Raw genomic sequence first — 13,920 nt, forward strand, 5'->3', positions numbered from 1 at the left:
TTCTGGTCCCGCAAGCCGGTCACCCCCGAAAATGCGGCCAAATCAAGGGAAAACCCTGACTCGACACCATGAAATCCGGACGTTTTTTCCGCGGCGTGGCACTGCCCTTGATGGATGACTATGCAAGCCATCCTGGAATCGATACCATTTCCTTTGTCCCCATTCAGGAGGTTTTCGCTTGGCCAGCATCAAGGACGTGGCGCTGCGCGCCGGTGTGTCCACCACCACCGTCTCGCGCGTGCTCAGCACCCCCGAAGCGGTGCGCGCCCCGCTGCGCGAGCAGGTGGAGCGCGCCATCGCCGAACTGGCCTACCGCCCCAACCTCGCGGCGCGCCGGCTGCGGCAGCGCCGTGCCTCGCTGGTGGGCCTGATCGTCTCGGACATCCGCAGCGCCTTCTTCACCGACGTGGGCCGCGCCGTGGAAGACGTCGCCTACCGCCACGGGCTGCGGCTCATCCTCTGCAACAGCGACGAAGACCCGGCCAAGGAACAGTCGTACCTGGAACTGATGGCCGACGAGCAGGCCAGTGGCGTGATCCTGTCGCCCACCATGGCGGGCCTGAAGCAGCTGCGCCCGCAGGCCTGGCCCTTTCCGCTGGTGCTGGTGGACCGGGCGCTGGATTCGACCCGCGCCGACCGCGTGGTGCTCGACAACCACGCCGCCGCCCGCCGCGCCACCGACCACCTGCTGGCCAACGGCTACCGCCGCATCGCCCTGCTGGCGGGCACCCACAGCACCACCGGCCAGCAGCGCCACGCCGGCTATGCCGAAGCCCTGGCCGCCCACGGCCTGGCGCCGCAGCCAGTGTGGATGGACCCGACGCGTGAGGCCGGCGAGCGCGCCACGGCCCAGCTACTCTCCCGCCCCGACCGGCCCGACGCCCTGCTGGCCACCAACGGCCTGCTGCTGCTGGGCGCCCTGCAGGCCGTGCAGGCCGCCGGCCTGCGCCCGCCGCAGGACATCGGCGTCGCGGGGTTCGACAACAACGACTGGACGTCGCTGCCCGCGCTGGATGTGACGACCGTCGCCCAGCCCACCTACGACATCGGCCGCACGGCGGCGGAGCTGCTGCTGCAGCGCATGCAGGACCCGCAGCGGCCGGTGCGGCAGGTGGTGTTGGAGGGGGCGCTGGTGGTGCGGGGGTCGAGCGCGGGGCGAAGTTAGGCGGGGGGCGACGTGGCATCGGCCAAGCCGGCAACGTGGATGCGCAAAGAAACCGACACCACTCTGCTTGCCTCGTGACTTGAAGAGCTGCCTTGGGCCCAGAGCTGCCGCATGGAAACGACCCGGCCGAGGTCAGCCGTCCATGGGAGAGCAAAGCTCCACGAGCGTGCCGTCCGGGCAGCGTACATACGATACGACATGCCCCCAAGGCTTCGTACGAGGTTCGGCGACTTCCCTGGCCCCGGCAGCCAGCGCCCGCGCATGCGCAGATTCAACGTTGTCGGTCACCAAGCCGAGCTCTACACCCAACGGCTTCGTCGACTCCCAAGCCGCGACATGGCCACCCTCGAAGTTGGTGGACGCCAGCTCATGGTGCGCGAAGGCAAGCGTCGTCGCCCCGGTCTCTACTTCGCCGTAGGCTCCGGACTCGTGCAGGAACCGTCGAGGCAGACCGAATGCTTGCTCGAAGAACGATAGTGAGGCCTCGACGTCTGGCACATAGACGATGGTGTATCCGAACTTCATCTGAGGTTGAGCATGGATGGGTGCGTTGGCCCCATGATGAGCGCATGGCTCGATACAGCCATGTCAACGGCTGCGCTGGAATCGAAGCTTATCGCCTCGCATGAAGCCGTGAACCATCGATACGCCGACGCTGAAACCATCAAGGCTTCGGTGCCGGTTTGCGCTTCGTCGACTTCACGAGCCTGGAGGCGTCCCACACGAGCATGACCTGCGTGACGGCCGCATCCAGCTGAGCGCCATCGGCGCCGTCGCGCGCCAATGTCGAAAGGCCGGTAAGGAAGCTGTCGAAAACGGCAGCGAGGGCCTCCGTGTCGATGTCGGCGCGGAGCTCCCCCAACGCCACGCCCCGTCGCACGCAGGCCAAGATGCCTGCTCGCACGATGGCGCGGGCATCGTGAAGCGGCTGCGCGACGGCAGCATGACCCGGCGACGGTGCGCTCATCACGCCCAGGGACACCATGCAGCCACGCGGATGGCCGGGCTCGCACTGCATGGCGGCCGATCGGCGCAGCGCCGTTTCAATCGCCGCGCGGGGTGGCATCGCTAGATCGTGCAGGCAGGCCGTGACCCGTCCATGGGTCGCCATGTAGCGATCGACCGCCTCGCGAAACAACGCCTCCTTGGAACCGAAGGCCGCGTAGAAGCTCGGTGCCGTGATGCCGCCACCCAGACCTTCCTTCAGCTGCGCGAGGGAAGTGGCGTCGAAACCGTGCTCCCAAAAGAGGCACATGGCCTGATCGACTGCCGTATCCCGGTCGAAATTGCGCGGACGTCCCATCGTAGCCATGCGGCCTCCTCTTCTTCAGCACATAAATACTAATCGGTACAAAACTTGTTGACAAGCCATCGGTCGCACCCATACATTTGTACCGATCGATATATAAAGGCTCGACATGTCAAGTAAACCGGTGGACGGCTCCCCTCACCTTTTGAAGAACCCGGCGCAGCAGGCAGATCGCCTGCCAGTGGCTGCGCTACTGGCGCTGGCCATGACCGGCTTCATCTGCATCGGGACCGAGACGCTGCCAGCGGGACTGCTGCCGCAGGTCGGTGCCGGCCTGGGTGTGTCCCAGGCCGCAGCTGGGCAGATGGTGACGGCTTATGCCCTGGGCTCTCTCCTCGCTGCGATTCCGCTCACCATGGCCACCCAGCGCTGGCGACGCCGTAGCGTGCTGCTGCTGACCATCGCCGGCTTCCTGGTCTTCAACTCCATCACCGCTGTCTCATCCAGCTTTGCGCTGACCCTGGCAGCGCGTTTCTTCGCAGGCGCCGCAGCAGGGCTCGCTTGGAGCCTCCTGGGTTCGTACGCACGCCGCATGGTCCAGCCAGAACAGCAAGGCAGGGCGATGGCCCTGGCAATGATCGGCACACCACTGGCCTTGTCCCTCGGGGTGCCGCTCGGAACCCTGCTGGGTAGCGCGGTCGGCTGGCGCACGGCTTTCGGGATCATGTCGGCGCTGACGCTGCTGCTCATCGTCTGGGTCATCGCCAAGGTGCCGGACTATCCGGGCCAGGTCGGCACGCAGCGGCTACCCTTGGGCCGGGTGCTCGTCACCCCGGGCGTGCGACCGGTGCTGGCCGTGGTCATCGCATGGATGCTGGCCCACAACATCCTCTACACCTACATCGCACCGTTCGTTTCGAGGGCGGGGCTCGGCAACCGTGTCGACCTGGTGCTGCTGGTCTTCGGCGTATCTGCCTTGGCGGGTATCGCCATCAGCAGCCGTTTGGTGGACCGGCATCTGCGCGCGGCGGTTCTGGGCAGCCTGCTGGCCTTCGTGGTGGTGGCCGTTGGGTTTGTCGGCCTGTCCGATGCGCCTGTCGCGATCTATGGCGGAGTGGCGGTTTGGGGACTGAGCTTCGGCGGCGCCGCCACCTTGCTGCAAACCGCGCTGGCCGATGCTGCCGGCGACGGTGCGGACGTGGCGTTGTCGATGAATGTCGTCGCCTGGAACAGCGCGATCGCCGGTGGTGGCCTATTGGGAGGATGGTTGCTGAATGGTTGGGGAGCCCAGTCCTTCGGTTGGGCGCTGATGGCACTCCTGGCGATCGGTCTCTGCGTCGCCTGGTCGGCGCGCCGACACGGATTCCCTTCGACTCCGCGCGTGCTCGTCTCACGCAGAACGACCACGTGACCCGCTGGATGGCCCGCGAAGGGGCAAAAGGCCGGGTGTTTGCCGCTGCCTGCGCTGAGACGCAGGCCCATGGGCGAGCGTCTGCTGTGGATGAGCGGAGAGACCCACCATCTCCCGCCGCTTTCGATGCGTTCGGACGACGCAGAGATGCTTCAGCGATCCCGAAATCAGATGCCCACTTCTGGAGGGATCAAGCCACCCGCGGCTTGACCTTGCCCGCTGCCAACTTGGCGTTGGCGCGCGCGGTGTCCACCGACTCCGCCCGCGCCACCGCCACGCCCATGCGCCGCTTGGTGAAGCTCTCCGGCTTGCCGAAGAGGCGCAGGTCCGTGCCCGGCACCGCCAGGGCTTCCTCCACGCCGTCGAAGGCGATGCCGTGCGCATCCACGCCGCCATAGATCACGGCGCTGGCGCCCGGGTTGCGCAGGCTGGTGTCCACCGGCAGGCCCAGGATGGCGCGGGCGTGCAGTTCGAATTCGCTCTGGTGCTGCGTGGCCAGCGTGACCAGGCCGGTGTCGTGCGGGCGCGGGCTCACCTCGCTGAACCAGACTTCGTCGCCCTTCACGAACAGTTCCACGCCGAAGAGGCCCAGGCCCGAGGGCTGGCCGTCCAGGCCGCGGCCGAGGTCGTCGGTCACCGCCCGGGCGATGTCCTGGGCGCGCTGCAGCGCGACCGAGGGCATGGGCTGGGGCTGCCAGCTTTCCACGTAGTCGCCGCTGACCTGCTTGTGGCCGATGGGTTCGCAGAACGAGGTCTGGATGCTGCCGTCGGCGGCCTTGGCGCGCACGGTGAGCAGCGTGATCTCGTATTCGAAATCGATGAAGCCTTCGACGATGACGCGGCCATGGCTCACGCGGCCGCCGGCCATGGCGTAGTCCCAGGCCTTTTGCACGTCGGCCGGGCCGTCCAGCTTGCTCTGGCCCTTGCCGGAGCTGCTCATCACGGGCTTGACCACGCACGGAAAGCCGATGGCGGGCTGGCCGTCGGTGCCGTCGATGGCGGCCTGCAGCTCTTCGGCCGAATCGCAGAAGCGATACGGGCTGGTGGGCAGGCCCAGGGTTTCTGCCGCCAGTCGGCGGATGCCTTCGCGGTCCATGGTCAGGCGCGCGGCGCGGGCCGTCGGGATGACGCGCACGGTGCCGGCGGCTTCCAGTTCTTCGAGCATGGGCGTGGCGATGGCCTCGATCTCGGGCACGACGAGGTGCGGGCGCTCGGCCTCGATCAGGCTTTTGAGCTGCGCCGGATCGCTCATGGTGATGGTGCGCGCATGGTGCGCCACCTGCTGGCCGGGCGCGTTCTCGTAGCGGTCCACGGCGATGGTTTCGACGCCCAGGCGCTGCAGGGCGATGAGGACTTCCTTGCCCAGTTCACCGCTGCCGAGCAGCATCACTTTGGTGGCGGAAGGCGAGAGGGGAGTGCCAAGAGTGGTCATGGGCGGAACGAGCAAGGTGTGAAGTGGGCGGGAAAGTGGCCCGGCATGCGGGCCCTGCAGCCGGCGATGATAGAGCGACTGCGCGCCGCTGCGCTCCCGCGCTTGCCGGCCCCGCGAACGCAATCCCCCTTGGCGCAGCGCAGGCCACGCCGGCACGCTGCGGCACGGGCCTCGCCAGGCTGCTGGCGTCCAGCCCGCCCAGCCAGAGTCGGGGGCGTTCGTCCCGCCCGCCCTCAATACTGCTTGTACGGCAGGAACTTGCCCGACAGCACCACGTTCACGCGGTCGCCCTTGGGGTCGGCCTCGCGGGTGATGTCCATGCTGAAGTCGATGGCGCTCATGATGCCGTCGCCGAATTCCTCGTGGATCAGCTCCTTGATGGTGGTGCCATAGACGCTCACGATCTCGTACCAGCGGTAGATGAGCGGATCGGTGGGCACGGGCGTGGGCAGCGAGCCCTTGTACGGCACCACCTGCAGCCATTTCTGCTCTTCGTCGGTCAGATCGAAGATGCGGCCCAGCACCCGGGCCTGTTCGGGCGAGGCGGTCATCTGGCCCAGGCACAGCGCCGTCGTCCATTCCTTGGACTGGCCGACCTGGGTGGCGATGTCGTGCCACTGCAGGCCTTTGGCGACCTTGGTGCCGATGATCTTTTCGGTGACGTCGTTGCGGTTCATGGGGAGAAGATTCCTGTGAAGAAGGGGCCCCAGGCCCCAAGCAACGCGCGTGCCACAGAGCCGCCTGCACGACCGTCCCACGCCGCGCCCACCGCCCGGGCGACGGCCACGAAGGCCCCGGCGGCGATTGGCCCTACCATCGCGGGCAGCGCTCTGCAGCGCCCCTGCACCCTCCAACTCACCACAAGGAACATCACATGACGATCAAGACCGTCGGCATCATCGGCGCGGGCACCATGGGCAACGGCATCGCGCAGGCTTGCGCGGTGGCCGGCATCGACGCGGTGATGGTGGACATCTCCGACGCGGCCGTGCAAAAGGGCCTCTCCACGGTGGCGGGCAGCCTGGACCGGCTCATCAAGAAGGACAAGATCACCACGGCCGACAAGGACGCGGCGCTCGCGCGCATCAAGACCTCGACGAACTACGACGACCTGAAGGCCGCGCAGCTCATCATCGAGGCCGCCACGGAGAACCACGAGCTGAAGGTGAAGATCCTCAAGCAGGTGGACGCGATCGCGGCGCCCGACGTCATCATCGCGTCGAACACCTCGTCGATCTCCATCACGCAACTGGCCGCCGCCACCTCGCGGCCCGACCGCTTCATCGGCATGCACTTCTTCAACCCGGTGCCGATGATGGCGCTGGTGGAAATCATCCGCGGCCTGCAGACCAGCGACGCCACGCACGACGCCGTGAAGGCCCTGGCCGAGTCGCTGGGCAAGAGCCCCATCACGGTGAAGAACGCGCCGGGCTTCGTGGTGAACCGCATCCTGGTGCCGATGATCAACGAGGCCTTCTTCGTGCTGGCCGAGGGCCTGGCCACGCCGGAGGACATCGACGCCGGCATGAAGCTCGGCTGCAACCAGCCCATCGGCCCGCTGGCGCTGGCCGACATGATCGGCCTGGACGTGTGCCTGGCGGTGATGAACGTTTACCTTGAAGAGTTTGGCGACAGCAAATACCGCCCCTGCCCGCTGCTCAAGGAAATGGTGGCGGCCGGGCGCCTGGGCCGCAAGACGGGCCAGGGTGTGTACAGCTACTGACCGACGCCTCCGCGCTGCAGCCCGATTTCAGAGCAAAACGGCCTGCAGCGCTTGTGCGGCAATCGCAGATAGCTATCATTTTAATAGCAAACGGAGCGAAGGCCCACTGCCTGCCGCAGGGCGCACCGCAAAACCACTGCAGCGCCAGTGTTTTTAGCAATTGAATTGCACGCAATTAAATTGCGAGTCACAATTCGACCCATGCCAACACGCCCCGCCCTCCAGCCCCTCGACGGCATCACCGCCGCCGAACTGCTGAGGCTGGACAACCAGGTCTGCTTCGCGCTGTACTCCGCGTCCTTGGCGATGACCAAGCTCTACGCGCCGTTGCTCGGCGCCCTGGGCCTGACCTACCCGCAATACGTGGTGATGCTCACACTGTGGGAGCGCGACGGCCTTACGGTGTCCGAGCTGGGCGAGCGGCTGTTCCTCGACTCGGGCACGCTCACCCCGCTGCTCAAGCGGCTGGAGGCGTCGGGCCACCTCACCCGCCTTCGCGACGTGCAGGACGAGCGCCGCGTGCGCATCACCCTCACGCCGCAGGGCCGGGCGCTGCGCCGGCAGGCCGAATCGATCCCGCAGTGCGTGCTGGAAAGCGCGCAATGCACGCTGCCCGAGCTCACCGCCCTCACCCGCCAGCTCACCACGCTGCGCGACCGGCTGGCCCGGCCGCCCGCGCCGGCAGGCTGAGCCATTCGCACCGATTTCATCCCGGCTACGGCCACCTTTCCCGCAACCCACCCTTGAAGGAACGCACCATGACCACGCTCGACAAAGTTCTCTACACCGCCCGCGCCCACACCACCGGCGGCCGTGACGGCGCCTCGCGCACCGATGATGGCCGTCTGGATGTGAAGCTGTCGGCCCCCGGCACCAGCGGCACCGGCACCAACCCCGAGCAGCTCTTCGCCGCCGGCTATTCCGCCTGCTTCATCGGCGCCATGAAGGCCGTCGGCGGCAAGCTGGGCATCGCCGTGCCGCAGGACGTGTCGGTGGATGCGGAAGTGGACCTGGGCCAGATCCCCAACGCCTACGGCATCGCCGCCCGCCTGAACGTCAGCCTGCCGGGCCTGGACAAGGACAAGGCCCAGCAACTGGTGGACGCCGCCCACCAGGTGTGCCCCTACTCCAACGCCACCCGCGGCAACATCGACGTGACGATCACGCTGGTCTGAGCCCTGCCCCACCGTTTCGACGCTTCCGCCCTGCGGCAGCTATCGAAACCATAGCTGCCCGCGCCGTTTCCACCAGCGCTGGCGGCTTTTTTCATGGGGTATCGTGCTGCCGGCCCGGCCTGGTCGGCGGCATGGGGCGGCCCGGCCGGTCGCCGACAATGCGCGCATGCAGACGCCTTCAGTTCCTTCATCTTCTCCCTCCCCTTTCGGCCCCGACGCGCCGGGCGGCGCCCACCCTTACGCCACGCTCACGCCCGATCTGGTGCTGGACGCCCTGGCCAGCGTGGGCCTCTACGGAGATGGCCGGCTGATGGCCCTGGGCTCCTACGAAAACCGGGTGTACCAGGCCACGCTGGAGGACGACGGCGCCCGCGTGGTCGCGAAGTTCTATCGCCCCGGCCGCTGGAACGAGGCGCAGATCCTGGAGGAGCACGCCTTCGCCGCCGAGCTGGAGGCGGCCGAGGTGCCGATGGTGGCGCCCCTCGCCATCGACGGCCGCACCCTGCACACGCACGCGGGGTTCGCGTTCTCGGTCAGCCCCTGGCGCGGCGGCCGCACGCCGGAGCTGGACGACTTCGAGGTGCTGGAATGGATCGGCCGCTTTCTCGCCCGCATCCACACCGTGGGCGCGGCGCGCCCCTTCGTGCACCGCCCCGCCATCGACGTGCGCACGCTGGCGGGCGAACCGTCGGCCTGGCTGCTGGAGCAGGGGATCATTCCGCTGGACCAGCAATCCGCCTGGCGCGACGCGTGCGCGCAAGCTATTGAATTGATAGCATCAGGCGCTTATGTATCAAGCGCCGGAGGCATTTTTGACTCCAAATTCAGCCTGCACACGGCCACTCCGATCCGCCTGCACGGCGACTGCCACCCCGGCAACGTGCTCTGGACGCCGCTGGACGAATACGGCCGGGGCGGGCCGCACTTCGTCGACCTGGACGACGCCCGCACCGGCCCGGCGGTGCAGGACCTCTGGATGATGCTTTCGGGCGACCGCCGCCAGCGCACGCAGCAGCTGTCGGCCCTGCTGGACGGCTACGAGCAGTTCCGCCCCTTCGACCGGCGAGAGCTGGCGCTGATCGAGCCGCTGCGCACGCTGCGGCTCATCCACTACAGCGCCTGGCTGGCGCGCCGCTGGGCCGACCCGATCTTCCCGATCAACTTTCCGTGGTTCGGCAGCAGCGACTACTGGCGCGGGCAGGTGCACCAGCTGCACGAGCAGATCGAGGCGATGGGCGAGGAGCCGCTGGCGGCCTGAAGCCCCGGTGCGCCGAGGCATGCCCGGTACGGGCCCGGGCGGGGCGCTTCAGCGCCGGGCCATCGAATCCTTCCAGCCCTGCACGATCACGGTCTTGAAGAACTGGCGGTCCAGCCAGAGCCACACCAGCACGGGCATCAGCGTGGGCAGCACCAGCACGCCGAGCTGGTAGCCATAGACGATGACGTTCAGCTCCCAGCCCTCCACCCGCAGCGCGGCCATGTCCATGCGGGCCGTGAGCGCCAGTTGCATCAGCAGGAACATCACCAGGCTGGCCGCCTGCGCCGGCAGCAGCAGCAGGTAGCCCATCACGGCACGGCGCAGCCGGCCCCCGGCCTTGGCCGAGACGCGCGCGGCCAGCAGCAGCGCCAGGAAGATCGGCAGCCCATAGGCATAGCGGCCGGGGTCGGCGTCCAGCGTGACCTCGGCACGCCGGCCGCCCGCCTTGTCCACCGGCACCTCCACGGTGGTGTCCACCTCGATGTGGCCGGGAGAGGTGCGCACCGTGCGCACCCACATCGGGGTCACGCGCTCGAGCACCACGTGCGAGATCGCGGCCACCGGGTAGGAGGTCCACGGCGAGACCTTGGTCCACAGCAAGGTCAGCGCCAGCACGCCCAAGAAGGCGGAGAGAGCGAAAGTCACCAGCACCGAGGGGCGTCGCATGGCATTCCTTGGGTTCAGGCAAAAGGGGGGGTGGGGGGCACTGCGCGCGGCGGGGTCGGTGCGTGGACGAATGCACCATGTGCTCGTTCGTTCATCGACGCGCGCCGCGCATGGGATTCGGGGTCAGGCCGACGGCTTGGCGTGCGGGGACAGATCGAGCGACGAGCTGACCTGACCCGGGCCACCGGACGGCCGGACCGGGGCACGCGGCGCGAGCGGCGGCGCCGGCGGCTCCTCGGGAGGCGGCGGCGGCGCATTCAGCCGTGCCTTGCGGGCGCCGGCGCGCACCCACAGCAGCCAGACCACCAGCACGTCCAGCATGATGAGCCCCTGCCAGAGGAATTCATGGGCGAAGTCGAACACCGCCGTGTTCCACTGGCCCAGGTAGAACAGGCTGATGACCCGCACCACGTTGAGCGCCTGCACCGCGGCGAACCCCGCCAGGATGCCCACCAGCTTGTGCCGCCACGTGGAGGGAAAGGCCATGATCGCGGCGAACAGCACGATGCACGCCTCGATGCCGTTGCAGCCGGCCTCGATGGAGACGCCGAAGCCCGTGGCCTGGTTCCACAGCACCTTGCCCTGCGAGGCCGCCGTGCTGTCGAAGGTCGTGACCAGCGTGGCGCAGATGTGAGCCAGCAACGCCGTCCACGGCAGCACGATGTGCTCCTGCACCCAGTTCAGGATGTTCAGCCCGAACAGCGACAGCTGCAGGAAGAGGAAGAGTGCGAAGAAGCGCAGCATGGCGAAGGAGTGCTTTGGGGTGGTAGGCCAATCAAACAATAGCGGGGCAGGTGCTTGGGCGGGCGCTTTCCAGGCGCGCTCACTAGTCCTCGATCAGACGAAGAACTCGGTTGGCGGGCATCTTAGGGGCTAACTCACCGCTCCAGGTCCACCTGCAAGACATCAGTGGCAAAGGAACCACGCAGCGCGGAAGCCGGAGAGTGCTCCGCCGTCACGCAAAGATTTGTTCCAGCGATCCATCCAACGTGACTGGCGCTGGTGACCCCAACGATCGCCCGCCGCCTCTGACAGCCGGGACTGTCAACTCAATTGTTAACTAAGGCCAACCAAATCTTTAACCAATATCTAATAGTTTTTGTAAATGATAACTTGCGGGCATCTGATCGATCAACACCCCGCCACCATGCTCAAACTCTCACACGCCGGCTCTTTGTCACTGGCGCTGGCTGGCTCCGTTTCCTTGGGCACAGCGCAGGCTTATGAAAACAGTGCCATGCTTTTGTACGTCGGCCAGCCGAACAACCTGGCTACCTATTCGAACAGTGCAGGCACGATGGCCGTCTCCCCGCCCGGTGGCGGAGGTTTTGACGTACCGACAGATCACACCAGCTTTGTGAGCTTGCCCGGTCAGGGTGTCACCATCGTTGTGACCCCTTCCTCGACCAAGGTTCCCAGCCGCATCAGCACGAACGACCAGCGCAGTTCGACCTATCGGAACATCAGTGCCAAGTGCCTGAACCCTGCCACCCAGATCGTCGAAGCCTGTGATTTCGGCGACGAGAGCCGGTTTCCACGCACACGCAATGCCCCTGGCACCGGCTTCTACAACTCCATCACTCAGTTCGCCTGGGACTCGAATGCCAAGGTGCTCACCATCTACACCCCGGATTCGGGACGGCAAAGCAACGGCGCTTACATCGATCTGCCCCCGTATGTCCGTGAAATCACGATGACGGCGTACGGTTCGGGCGGCGTGGACGCATCCTTCGGCGACATCTTCATGGCAGACGCTCCCAGCGTCAGCAAGACGTTCGCTCCAGCCAGCACCACGCCCGGCGGCACCAGCACCCTGACCATCCAACTGAAAAATCCCGACCTGAACGGCGTCGTACCGGACGTCAACGTGACGGACGTGCTGCCCGCTCCGCTGAAACTGGTCAGTGCCCAGCACAGTTGCACGGGCGGTGCGCTGACCACCAACACCACCAGCGGCACCATCTCTCTGCGCGGCGCGACCATGCCCGTCGCCGGCTGCACCATTACCGCCCAGGTGCGCTGGCCCGACGACACGGCCGGCATCCAGGCGTGCCGTACCGGCAACCCGGCGCGCAACACCATCACCTCGCCAGCGCAGTTCACCACGGCGCTGGGCCAACTGAACGGAGAAGCCACGGCCGACCTGGCCTGTACCTACACGGCGCCGCCCGCTCCCGCCACCAAGCAGCCGATTCCGACGCTCTCCGACATGGGCCTGCTGTTGCTGTCCGGATTGACGATGGGACTGGCAGGATTCCTCAGCCGCCGCAGGAAGTGGCTTTGATCGCGGTCTGCTGACGGTATTCCCCAGTCGGAGGGACGTGTCGCCCTGCCCTGCCGTCAGCACCGCCGCGAGGGAACAAGGCCGGCGCAGCCGACGCGGTGCGTGGAGCCCGCGCAGGCCGCACGCACCGTGCCGCAGGGGCCACCGCGTGCGGCGATGCTCCACCCGGGCTCAGGTCGTCACATCAAGAGCGCGTTCACCCGCTTCACATAGGCGGCCGGATCTTCCGGCAGCCCGCCTTCGGCCAGCAGCGCCTGATCGAACAGGATGTGGGCCAGGTCGTGGAAGTGCACGCTGCCCTCCAGCTTCTTCACCAGCACGTGCTCGGGGTTCACCTCCAGCACCGGCTTGGTGTCGGGCGCCTGCTGGCCGGCCTGCTTGAGCAGGCGCGCCAGCTGGGTGCTCATGCCGTCCTCGGTGGTGACCAGGCAGGCGGGCGAATCGACCAGGCGGGTGGTGACGCGCACGTCCTGGGCCTTGTCCTTGAGCGCTTCCTTCAACTGGGCCAGCACGGGCTTGAAGCTTTCCGCGGCTTCCTCGGCCGCCTTCTTCTCGGCCTCGTCCTGCAGCTTGCCCAGATCCACGGCGCCCTTGGCCACCGACTGCAGCGGCGTGCCGTCGAAGTCGTGCAGGTAGTTCAGCGCCCACTCGTCCACGCGGTCGGCCATCAGCAGCACCTCGATGCCCTTTTTCTTGAAGACCTCGAGCTGCGGGCTGTTCTTCGCGGCGGCCAGGGTGTCGGCGGTGATGTAGTAGATCGCCTCCTGGCCTTCCTTCATGCGGGCCTTGTAGTCGGCGAGCGAGACGGTCACCGACTCGGTGGTGGTGGACGGGAAGCGCAGCAGCTTGGCGATGCGCTCGCGGTTGCCGAAGTCCTCGCCCAGGCCTTCCTTGAGCACCGCGCCGAATTCGGCGTAGAACTGGCTGTACTTGCCCTCCTTGGCCTTGTCTTCCTCGCTCACCACGTCGGTCACGCCGTCGGCGCCTTCCCCGGCGGTGTGCTTGTCATGCTTGGCCAGGTCTTCCAGCATCGACAGCACGCGCTTGGTCGAGCCCTCGCGGATGGCGCGCACGTCGCGGCTTTCCTGCAGCAGCTCGCGGCTCACGTTGAGCGGCAGGTCGCTGGAGTCGATCACGCCCTTGACGAAGCGCAGGTAGGTGGGCATGAGCGCCTCGGCGTCGTCCATGATGAAGACGCGCTTCACGTAGAGCTTCACGCCGGCCTTCTTGTCGCGGTTCCACAGGTCGAACGGCGCCTTGGCGGGGATGTAGAGCAGCTGCGTGTATTCGGTGTTGCCCTCGACGCGGTTGTGGCTCCAGGTCAGCGGGTTCTCGTGGTCGTGGCTGATGGCCTTGTAGAAGTCCTGGTACTGCTCGGCCGTGATGTCCTTTTTCGGCCGGGTCCAGAGGGCGCTGGCCTTGTTCACGGCCTCCCACTCGCCGGTCTTGACCATCTCGCCGGGCTGGTCGTTCTCGCCGTCCTTCCACTCCTCCTTTTCCATCAGGATGGGCAGGCTGATGTGGTCGGAATACTTGGCGATGACGGACTTACCGATG

General features: G+C 66.9%; 14 protein-coding genes. 7 read left to right on the forward strand and 7 right to left on the reverse strand.

Features of this window, described 5'->3' with window-relative positions; genetic code table 11:
* The first annotated feature begins 178 nt into the window (after nt 1-178).
* On the forward strand, nt 179-1,165 hold the full coding sequence (locus tag ABWV53_RS13730; RefSeq protein WP_353366644.1) for a LacI family DNA-binding transcriptional regulator: 987 nt from the start codon (nt 179-181) through the stop codon (nt 1,163-1,165).
* Between the two features lie 132 nt (nt 1,166-1,297).
* Here ABWV53_RS13730 and ABWV53_RS13735 read toward each other — a convergent pair whose 3' ends face one another.
* Nucleotides 1,298-1,690 carry a VOC family protein gene (locus ABWV53_RS13735; RefSeq protein ID WP_353366645.1) on the reverse strand — a complete coding sequence of 131 codons (393 nt, stop codon included), beginning with the start codon at nt 1,688-1,690 and terminating at the stop codon, nt 1,298-1,300.
* Nucleotides 1,691-1,829: 139 nt separating this feature from the next.
* Nucleotides 1,830-2,477, reverse strand: coding sequence for a TetR/AcrR family transcriptional regulator (locus ABWV53_RS13740; RefSeq protein WP_353366646.1), 648 nt, complete (start codon nt 2,475-2,477; stop codon nt 1,830-1,832).
* Between the two features lie 106 nt (nt 2,478-2,583).
* Here ABWV53_RS13740 and ABWV53_RS13745 point away from each other — a divergent pair, with 106 nt between their 5' ends.
* Nucleotides 2,584-3,825, forward strand: coding sequence for an MFS transporter (locus ABWV53_RS13745; protein ID WP_353366647.1), 1,242 nt, complete (start codon nt 2,584-2,586; stop codon nt 3,823-3,825).
* A 190-nt stretch (nt 3,826-4,015) separates the two neighbouring features.
* Here the strand turns inward: ABWV53_RS13745 and purT are convergent, their stop codons facing one another.
* Nucleotides 4,016-5,257, reverse strand: a complete 1,242-nt coding sequence (purT, locus tag ABWV53_RS13750) for a formate-dependent phosphoribosylglycinamide formyltransferase (RefSeq protein WP_353366648.1) — start codon at nt 5,255-5,257, stop codon at nt 4,016-4,018.
* A 233-nt stretch (nt 5,258-5,490) separates the two neighbouring features.
* On the reverse strand, nt 5,491-5,934 hold the full coding sequence (cynS, locus tag ABWV53_RS13755) for a cyanase (protein ID WP_353366649.1): 444 nt from the start codon (nt 5,932-5,934) through the stop codon (nt 5,491-5,493).
* Between the two features lie 197 nt (nt 5,935-6,131).
* Between cynS and ABWV53_RS13760 the strand changes: the two genes are divergently transcribed.
* From ABWV53_RS13760 to ABWV53_RS13775, 4 genes are all read left to right on the forward strand, one after another.
* Nucleotides 6,132-6,980, forward strand: a complete 849-nt coding sequence (locus ABWV53_RS13760; protein WP_353366650.1) for a 3-hydroxybutyryl-CoA dehydrogenase — start codon at nt 6,132-6,134, stop codon at nt 6,978-6,980.
* A 201-nt stretch (nt 6,981-7,181) separates the two neighbouring features.
* Nucleotides 7,182-7,670 carry a MarR family winged helix-turn-helix transcriptional regulator gene (locus tag ABWV53_RS13765; RefSeq protein WP_353366651.1) on the forward strand — a complete coding sequence of 163 codons (489 nt, stop codon included), beginning with the start codon at nt 7,182-7,184 and terminating at the stop codon, nt 7,668-7,670.
* Between the two features lie 68 nt (nt 7,671-7,738).
* Nucleotides 7,739-8,155 (forward strand): organic hydroperoxide resistance protein, encoded by a 417-nt coding sequence (locus ABWV53_RS13770; protein WP_353366652.1) that lies wholly within the window; start codon nt 7,739-7,741, stop codon nt 8,153-8,155.
* Nucleotides 8,156-8,321: 166 nt separating this feature from the next.
* Nucleotides 8,322-9,413 carry a serine/threonine protein kinase gene (locus ABWV53_RS13775; RefSeq protein ID WP_353366653.1) on the forward strand — a complete coding sequence of 364 codons (1,092 nt, stop codon included), beginning with the start codon at nt 8,322-8,324 and terminating at the stop codon, nt 9,411-9,413.
* A gap of 48 nt (nt 9,414-9,461) precedes the next feature.
* On the opposite strand, the gene ABWV53_RS13780 is transcribed toward ABWV53_RS13775, so the two are convergent.
* Together ABWV53_RS13780 and xrtH are read right to left on the reverse strand one after the other, a co-directional pair.
* Nucleotides 9,462-10,079 carry an exosortase H-associated membrane protein gene (locus ABWV53_RS13780; RefSeq protein ID WP_353366654.1) on the reverse strand — a complete coding sequence of 206 codons (618 nt, stop codon included), beginning with the start codon at nt 10,077-10,079 and terminating at the stop codon, nt 9,462-9,464.
* A 123-nt stretch (nt 10,080-10,202) separates the two neighbouring features.
* On the reverse strand, nt 10,203-10,823 hold the full coding sequence (xrtH, locus tag ABWV53_RS13785) for an exosortase H (protein ID WP_353366655.1): 621 nt from the start codon (nt 10,821-10,823) through the stop codon (nt 10,203-10,205).
* Nucleotides 10,824-11,226: 403 nt separating this feature from the next.
* Between xrtH and ABWV53_RS13790 the strand changes: the two genes are divergently transcribed.
* A complete protein-coding gene (locus ABWV53_RS13790) occupies nt 11,227-12,363 on the forward strand; it encodes an IPTL-CTERM sorting domain-containing protein (protein ID WP_353366656.1) in 1,137 nt (378 codons plus the stop codon).
* A 179-nt stretch (nt 12,364-12,542) separates the two neighbouring features.
* Here ABWV53_RS13790 and htpG read toward each other — a convergent pair.
* A partial coding sequence (gene htpG, locus ABWV53_RS13795; protein WP_353366657.1) for a molecular chaperone HtpG occupies nt 12,543-13,920 on the reverse strand: 1,378 nt, incomplete at its 5' end.

The organism is Acidovorax sp. FG27, from assembly GCF_040365715.1.
Classification (GTDB): Bacteria; Pseudomonadota; Gammaproteobacteria; order Burkholderiales; family Burkholderiaceae_C; genus Paracidovorax.